Here is a 6,270-nt window from a genome sequence, read left to right as displayed (position 1 = left end):
GGCCATCCTGCCAGATGGTTAAGCAGGCCTCACGGTCCAGCAGCTCGGCGGCATCCAGGTTGCTGTCCCGGCTTGCCAGATTAACGGTGAGTTCAAAGGGCTGGGAGAGGGCTTCCCGGTGGGTAAAATCGATCACCGCGATCTCATCCACGCCGGGCAGTGTGATGGTGAAGTGCAGTCCCGTGCTCGTCATCTTAACTCCCTTCCCCTGAGCCAGAGCCAATCACTACGCCACCACAGTCAACCGCATGGCCCGATAGCGCAGCTGGCTTACCGTCGATGAGAATGGAGCCAGAGCCTGCTGCGATCGTCCTTGGGTGCATCGGGTGTTTGGGTTTGTCATGAGGCTCCAGGGGGTCACCTACCCGAGCAACCGGCTTACCGTCCATAAAAACCGTGCTACTGCCGGAGAGAACGGGGGTGGGAGGAAAACCATCGTGGTCGGTGCCCATATCACCCACTAATACAAATTTCTGGCCCATTACTGCTACTCCTTTCGGCTCTGCTTATTCGTCCTGCTCGTTGTTTGATCACCTTACGAATCGACTCACTCATCCCATTTAGCGGGGGCCTCGTAGCAGGCAACATCAAAGGCGTCGACGTACTGACGGGTAAAACCCGCCGCTTCCAGGCTATCGATAGCCGAGTGGCACACCATCGGCAAACGCGTTTGCAGCGGCACACCACTTAAGCTGCGTCGAACGGCCATCAGCAGCCGCGTACCGTGCCCACTGCCTTTCCACTCCTGGCTGATATAAAAAAAGCGCAGTTGCCAGGCGGCCTCATCATCAGGCCGACAGGCCAGCACCATACCGAGGGGCGGCCCTTCTCCATGGCGAAGTGCCAGCAGGCGGCCCTGCCAATGGGCCACCTGCCCCTCCTCCCGCTGTAGCCACAGGCCGCGATGCACGGTGAATTCAAGCGCACGACGCAACGTTTCCAACACGCTGCTGTCACGAAGCACCCAGGGGGAGCGTCCCTTTGCATCGGCTTGATAGACGGCTTCGATAAAACTATCGATATCCTCGTTTCGGGCATCTACCAGAGGACGAGACTGTTTACCGCCCTGCCGTTTATGCCGAGTGGCAGGTTGATGGGAGCCTGATGAGGTAAACAGCTGTTTAAGTTTGGTCAGCATTGTTACCTCGCTCTGCATACAGGGCGGATGGGAGCTGGAAGCCCGCCGCCAGCGGGCGGGTGAAGGGGTTAGGCGCCCCATTAGCAAATAGGCGATAGCGCATTGTGCCGCCATCCACATTGAAACGTAGTTCCAGCTCGCGTTCGCTTACACTGGTGATATCCGCCTGCTCCAGAAGACGAAACCATGCCCAGGCGCCATCTTGTGCGACGCTGCGTGGTGAGCGATTAACCTCACTGGGCACCATGGTGATACGGCTTTCCGTGCCACCGCGCAGGGCGTTGGGCCAAATCATCGACACCCGCTGGCTGGCGCTATGAGCATACTCAATCAACTGCCCATCCACGCTGATCACACTGCGCCGCTTGTCTGGGCTTAAGCTGATAGGCTCCAGGGCGAACTCCACATCCAGCGCACCATCACGGCTAAAGAAAGCACGCCGAATCTGCTCCGCCTGCTGGACAGCCGTATAAAGACTTTCCCGCAATAGCGAATTACCCTCGGCATCTACCAGATACTCAGGGGCACCTTCAATAAAGGGTTTTAGGCTATCTTGGTAGAACGCATCCAGCGTACCCCCCGGGGCAAAGAAGTCTTCAAAATCGCTGAGTGCCACTTCCTGGCTGGCAGTGGGTGACAGCGGGTAGCGGCCAGCCAGACGTTGCTGATACGGCGCGACCACGTCATCCAGCCACTGGTTTTCCAGGTGACGGGTGGCGCTCACCATCATTAGTTGCCAGCTTTGGTCTGCCAGATCGTGCAGCATGCGGCCAACCGGCTCTGGTGTGTTATCAGCGATGCGCTGTAGGTTATAGATGGGGTCATTACCTCGCAGCGATAACCGATCGCGCACGGTAACGAAGGCCGCGCGCCCTGTATCACTCGACTCTTCAATATCCAGCAGGTAATCACGCAACGCCGTCACGGCTGCTTTAATCTCGTCAAGCGAAGAAGGATTGTCGTTACGGGCCTGACTCAGTTGATTGATGGGGGTAAACGGTTGCTCAATGGCAAACGCAAGCTGATAGCGCTGGGACTGCCTGAGCGCTTCACGGGCCTGCTCATCATCGCTGGGGAGTTCAGGGTAGAGGCTGGTATTACGTTCAACAGCCGCCAGGAGTCTGTCAAGAGGGCGTTGTGAACCGACCAGGGCATCCGCCACTACGATAGCCTGGCGAATATCTGGCAAGGGCACTAACTGGGTGTTACGCAAAGCATCACGCCAGCTGGCGTGATAGTCGCCTACATAGTGCTCACGCAGTGCTGTTTGCAGTTGCTGTTTATCGGCATCACTGAAATTGATGTTGTCACGCTGGCCCAGTACCCATGCATCGATTAACGCCAGCTCAGAGGCACGATCAAGCTCTTGCAGAAAGTAGTTTTCGAAGCCATCGCGCGTCACCAGATGCGGCAAGCGCACATGCTCTGGGTCATCATTGCGGGCCATAAAGACAGTATCAAACAGCATGCCTACACTGCGCCGTAGATCCAGCGGTTCACCTTGACGACTGCCCGCCGCTTTTAGCGCTGTGTATACGCGCTCATCAATGGGCTGGCGCGCCAGTTCTTCCTGGGCCGCCGCGATACTGCCCTGCAGAGGTGCCATGGCCTGCTCGGCACGCTGGCTTCCCTCGGCAATACGGCCTTCCAGATCACTGTGCCGCATGGCGTAGTCAAGGTGTGTCAGCAGCCGTTCCTGTACATCACCCCGCTGAGGGAAATACCCCTGCCAGCGCTGTGCCATAAAACGCTCCACCCGCTCGGGCTGGCGGCCACTGGCATCGGACATCATGCGTAGTACACGCAGTAGCGCCAGCTTTGCATTACTGCCTTCTTCGGCGCGGTTCATATCGTCCATGATGCCGATCATCAAGGCAGGCAGGAACTGGTGTTCGAGCATGGCGAGATAGGCGCGCTCTACCTGGGCACCAATGACATGCCCCTGATATAGCCCCATATCCGCCAGATAAGGTGTATGGGTACGATAGCCATCAAAGGTTTGCAGGGTATAGCGCAGCCTGTCGAGCGGCTCTAAAAGCTCATAACCGGTAGGATCATCACTTTGAAACGCCTCGGGCCGGGTAGCCAGGAATGTCTCCGCCCGCTCTTCAACTGCGGCCAGTGACACGCTGTTTTTTTGATAGAAGTGTGCCCATCCTCCCACCAGCCCCATACCCATGATCAAACAGACCACAAGACTCATCGTTCTGGCACGCTTGCGTTGCTGAGTAACCCGGGCGTTATCACCTGCTAACCCTGCTTCAGGGTAGATGACGTTATCAAACAGCTCTTCGGTAAAGTAAAGCGCACTACGGGTAGCACGGTGAGCAGGCTGAACACTATCCTCCATGCCATAGCGACGGGCGGCGGCAACCACAAAGGGATCCTCTGGAACGCCCTGCTGATATACCGAGGTAAAATAGGTGCCGCGTACAATCGCCGCGGTTGAGAAACGGTCGCTGGACAGCGCTTCGGTTAAGAACCCAAAAAGCACATCCCGCAAACCCGCCAACTGGCGGACAAAGCGGAATACCGATTCACGCTCTTCGCGGTCGCGGCACTCAGACAGCATGGTGGGCAACAGCTGATTCAGACGCGCCAGCATGGCATCGTAATCGGCTTCAAATTCAGCTTCCCACTTTCCGGGCACATCCATAGAGGCAGGCGTAAAGGTGAAACCCAAGGGAGCCTTGCGTGCGGCTCGGGAGTAGTGACGGAAGAAATCATCAAAGCCGTGCAGCAAGTCCATCTTGCTGAACGTTACATATACCGGCAGCCGGGTGCCGTGGCGCTCCATCAGCTCGCGCAAACGGCTGCGCAGCAGTGCCGCATAGGCTTTACGAACGGCAACCTGGGCATGGCTTAAACGGGCCAGATCCAGCACCAATACAACACCATCCAACGGGCGTTGGGCACGATTGCGCTCAAGCCATTCAACAAAGTGGTCCCACAACCGGCTTTCCAGCGCTTTTGGCTCCCCGTCTTTCATGGCGCCCTGGGTCAACAGTTCGCCATCGGGATCAATCAGGATGGCTTTATCACCAATCCACCAATCAAAGCCTAACTCACCCTGCTTACTGTTTTGCCCAGAGGCTTTCATAACATGGGTAAGCGCGAAATTCTGGCCTGAACGATTGATTAGGCTGGTTTTACCGGCGTTCTCTATCCCCATCACCAAATACCAGGGCAAGCGATAGCGGCTCCCACTGCCGCCCCCCAAGCTGTCGGTAATTTCGCTCAGCACGTTATTAAGGGACTCTTCCTGCTGCTCGACCTGAGCCATAACCGGATCTTTCTGCCGCGCCTCTTCCATCTGGCGCTCATCATCCAGGGCGCGCAGTCGGCGAGCCAATCGTATACCCCATATCACGGCCACCAAGGTGACAACAAACAGGGTTGCCAACAAGCGGTTGGTCAAGGGAGCAAGTGGCATCACTCCCCTCACTTCCCAGTTTGGCCCAAGCCACCAGATAGCCGCCACTAACACGACCAGCAGTACCACCCATAGCAGCGTTGAGAGCCTCAATAGCCCTTTCGCTTTATTACCGCGAGCCTTGGCCCGGTTGTGCGCTGTTTGTGCCCGCGACATGCCTGGCACCCAACGGCTAAGTTTTGATGTTAATGTTGACCACATTAGCCTTTATCCCTCGTCCCTTTTGATGATGACCATTGTCAGTGCGACTCTTGGATTGCTGCTTTCAGGCGTGATACCAACGCTGGTTCCCACTGTTCTAGCACCAGGTCCGTTACCGTTTGGTACAACGTTCGGTAGTGCTGTTGCGCCAAACTCTCTAACCCTGCTTCATGTAACAATTCGGCACTGGCCAAGCGCCAGTAGGCGCTATCCCGGGGTGAACGGGCGCTACTAAGTCCTTGATCCAATACTTTGAGCGCAGAGGACAGATCACCACTTTCCATCGCCTCACGCGCTTCCTCCAGGCCTGCTTGCCATGCGTCGTTCCCACCATGAGCTGCCCCTGTGCCGCTACCCGAGCTGTGTAGCCAGCGGGTTGTTTCGTCATCAACAAAGGCAACGCCGCTGTTAAAGGTCAGGGAGCCAATCCCCGGCAACCGCTCCACAAAACGCAGCGTTTCATCACGAATCGCTTCAGCGCAGCGGGGGTGGCCCAGTTGCTTTGCCAGTCCGGCACTTAGCCTGTGCCCTTCCAGCCAATAGGGGCTAAGCGCCAGACTATTTTCAATGCGTTGCCATAGCTCGTTATCCCCGCCCCGGGCCAGAGCTTCGCGATAATCGGCAATACGGTCAGCAGAGACCGGCGCCAGCTCGGTTTTGCCATTCTCTTTGGCCGCTGGGAGCGCCTGAATGGTGCTCCATACCGCATAACGGCGTAGCCGATACGCTAACGGCTCCCCCGGCGATTGCTCGCAAAGAAACTCGGCCATTTTGAGTAACGCCTGACGATTCGAGCGTTCATTACCCGCCTCCAGGCGTAGCTCTGGCGCTTTGGATGAGGCAGTTGTCGAGATTCCCCCGCCCTGGTTGGTGGCAGGCTGGGCACTTGCCTGTTCAGACGCTGTTTTCGCCGGAGCAGAAGGAGCCTGCTGCGTCTGGCGAAGTAACTTTAATTGCCGGCTTAGCTCTTCTACCGCTTGATCAGGCAGCGCTTTTTCGACAACTTGCTGTTGCAGCTCGTCAAGTGATGCCTGGCACGCTTCGAACTCATCCTCAGCATTGTGAAAATCGAGTCCCGCGACGAGTTTGACGCTGCGCTGGATGAACTGCTGGAATAAACGGGGACGTAACTTGGCTCCACGTTTACCCGCAAACGGGTAGGCGTGCTCCCACCACGGTTGATCAATACTGCGTGCAAGAAGCCGTAGCGAAAGCGCAAAACGCACGCCATTCCCACCGTGCTGCATGCAGTGCATCAGGTGCCCAAGCACCTTCAGGTCCTTACCACGTTCACTCAACATTCGGATCGCTAACCCTTCGGCAGTTTCCCACTCAACGTTGGCGTGCTGAAGCGAGCCGATCTTCATCATTTCTTCGTCTAACAGGAGGTAGTCGTTGCTATCCTCAAGCGGTTCCCCCACGGGGTACCCATCTGCGTTTGCAGGCAACGGTGCCAGTAGCGGGGCTAGATGAGGCTCTGCTGTAATACGCATATCCA

Annotated in this window: 5 protein-coding genes; all 5 read right to left on the bottom strand. The window is 56.9% G+C overall.

Translation table 11 applies throughout. The features are described from left to right. Positions 1–193 (bottom strand): hypothetical protein (locus tag HP566_RS12140; RefSeq protein WP_249977528.1); only part of this gene is annotated, 193 nt, incomplete at its 3' end. A 1-nt stretch (position 194) separates the two neighbouring features. After that, positions 195–482, bottom strand: coding sequence for a type VI secretion system PAAR protein (locus HP566_RS12135; protein WP_249977527.1), 288 nt, complete (start codon positions 480–482; stop codon positions 195–197). Positions 483–547: 65 nt separating this feature from the next. Further along, on the bottom strand, positions 548–1,138 hold the full coding sequence (locus HP566_RS12130; protein ID WP_249977526.1) for a GNAT family N-acetyltransferase: 591 nt from the start codon (positions 1,136–1,138) through the stop codon (positions 548–550). Next, the gene (gene tssM, locus HP566_RS12125) at positions 1,122–4,772 is read right to left on the bottom strand and encodes a type VI secretion system membrane subunit TssM (RefSeq protein ID WP_249977525.1); all 3,651 of its coding nucleotides are present in this window, start codon (positions 4,770–4,772) and stop codon (positions 1,122–1,124) included. Before tssM ends, HP566_RS12130 begins: the two co-directional genes overlap by 17 nt. A gap of 38 nt (positions 4,773–4,810) precedes the next feature. Next, positions 4,811–6,265, bottom strand: coding sequence for a type VI secretion system protein TssA (tssA, locus tag HP566_RS12120; RefSeq protein ID WP_249977524.1), 1,455 nt, complete (start codon positions 6,263–6,265; stop codon positions 4,811–4,813). Positions 6,266–6,270 lie beyond the last annotated feature (5 nt).

Origin of the sequence: Vreelandella olivaria, from assembly GCF_023507745.1 — a bacterium.
Lineage (GTDB): Bacteria > Pseudomonadota > Gammaproteobacteria > Pseudomonadales > Halomonadaceae > Vreelandella > Vreelandella olivaria_A.
The sequence above is the reverse complement of the archived record's forward strand: the minus strand, read 5'-3'. Positions and strand labels throughout refer to the sequence as shown.

What these genes read in the sequence shown, in the direction of transcription:
- tssA (WP_249977524.1), bottom strand. Translation starts at nt 6,265, where the DNA reads ATGCGTATTACAGCAGAGCCTCATCTAGCCCCGCTACTGGCACCGTTG.
- HP566_RS12130 (WP_249977526.1), bottom strand. Translation starts at nt 1,138, where the DNA reads ATGCTGACCAAACTTAAACAGCTGTTTACCTCATCAGGCTCCCATCAA.
- HP566_RS12135 (WP_249977527.1), bottom strand. Translation starts at nt 482, where the DNA reads ATGGGCCAGAAATTTGTATTAGTGGGTGATATGGGCACCGACCACGAT.
- tssM (WP_249977525.1), bottom strand. Translation starts at nt 4,772, where the DNA reads ATGTGGTCAACATTAACATCAAAACTTAGCCGTTGGGTGCCAGGCATG.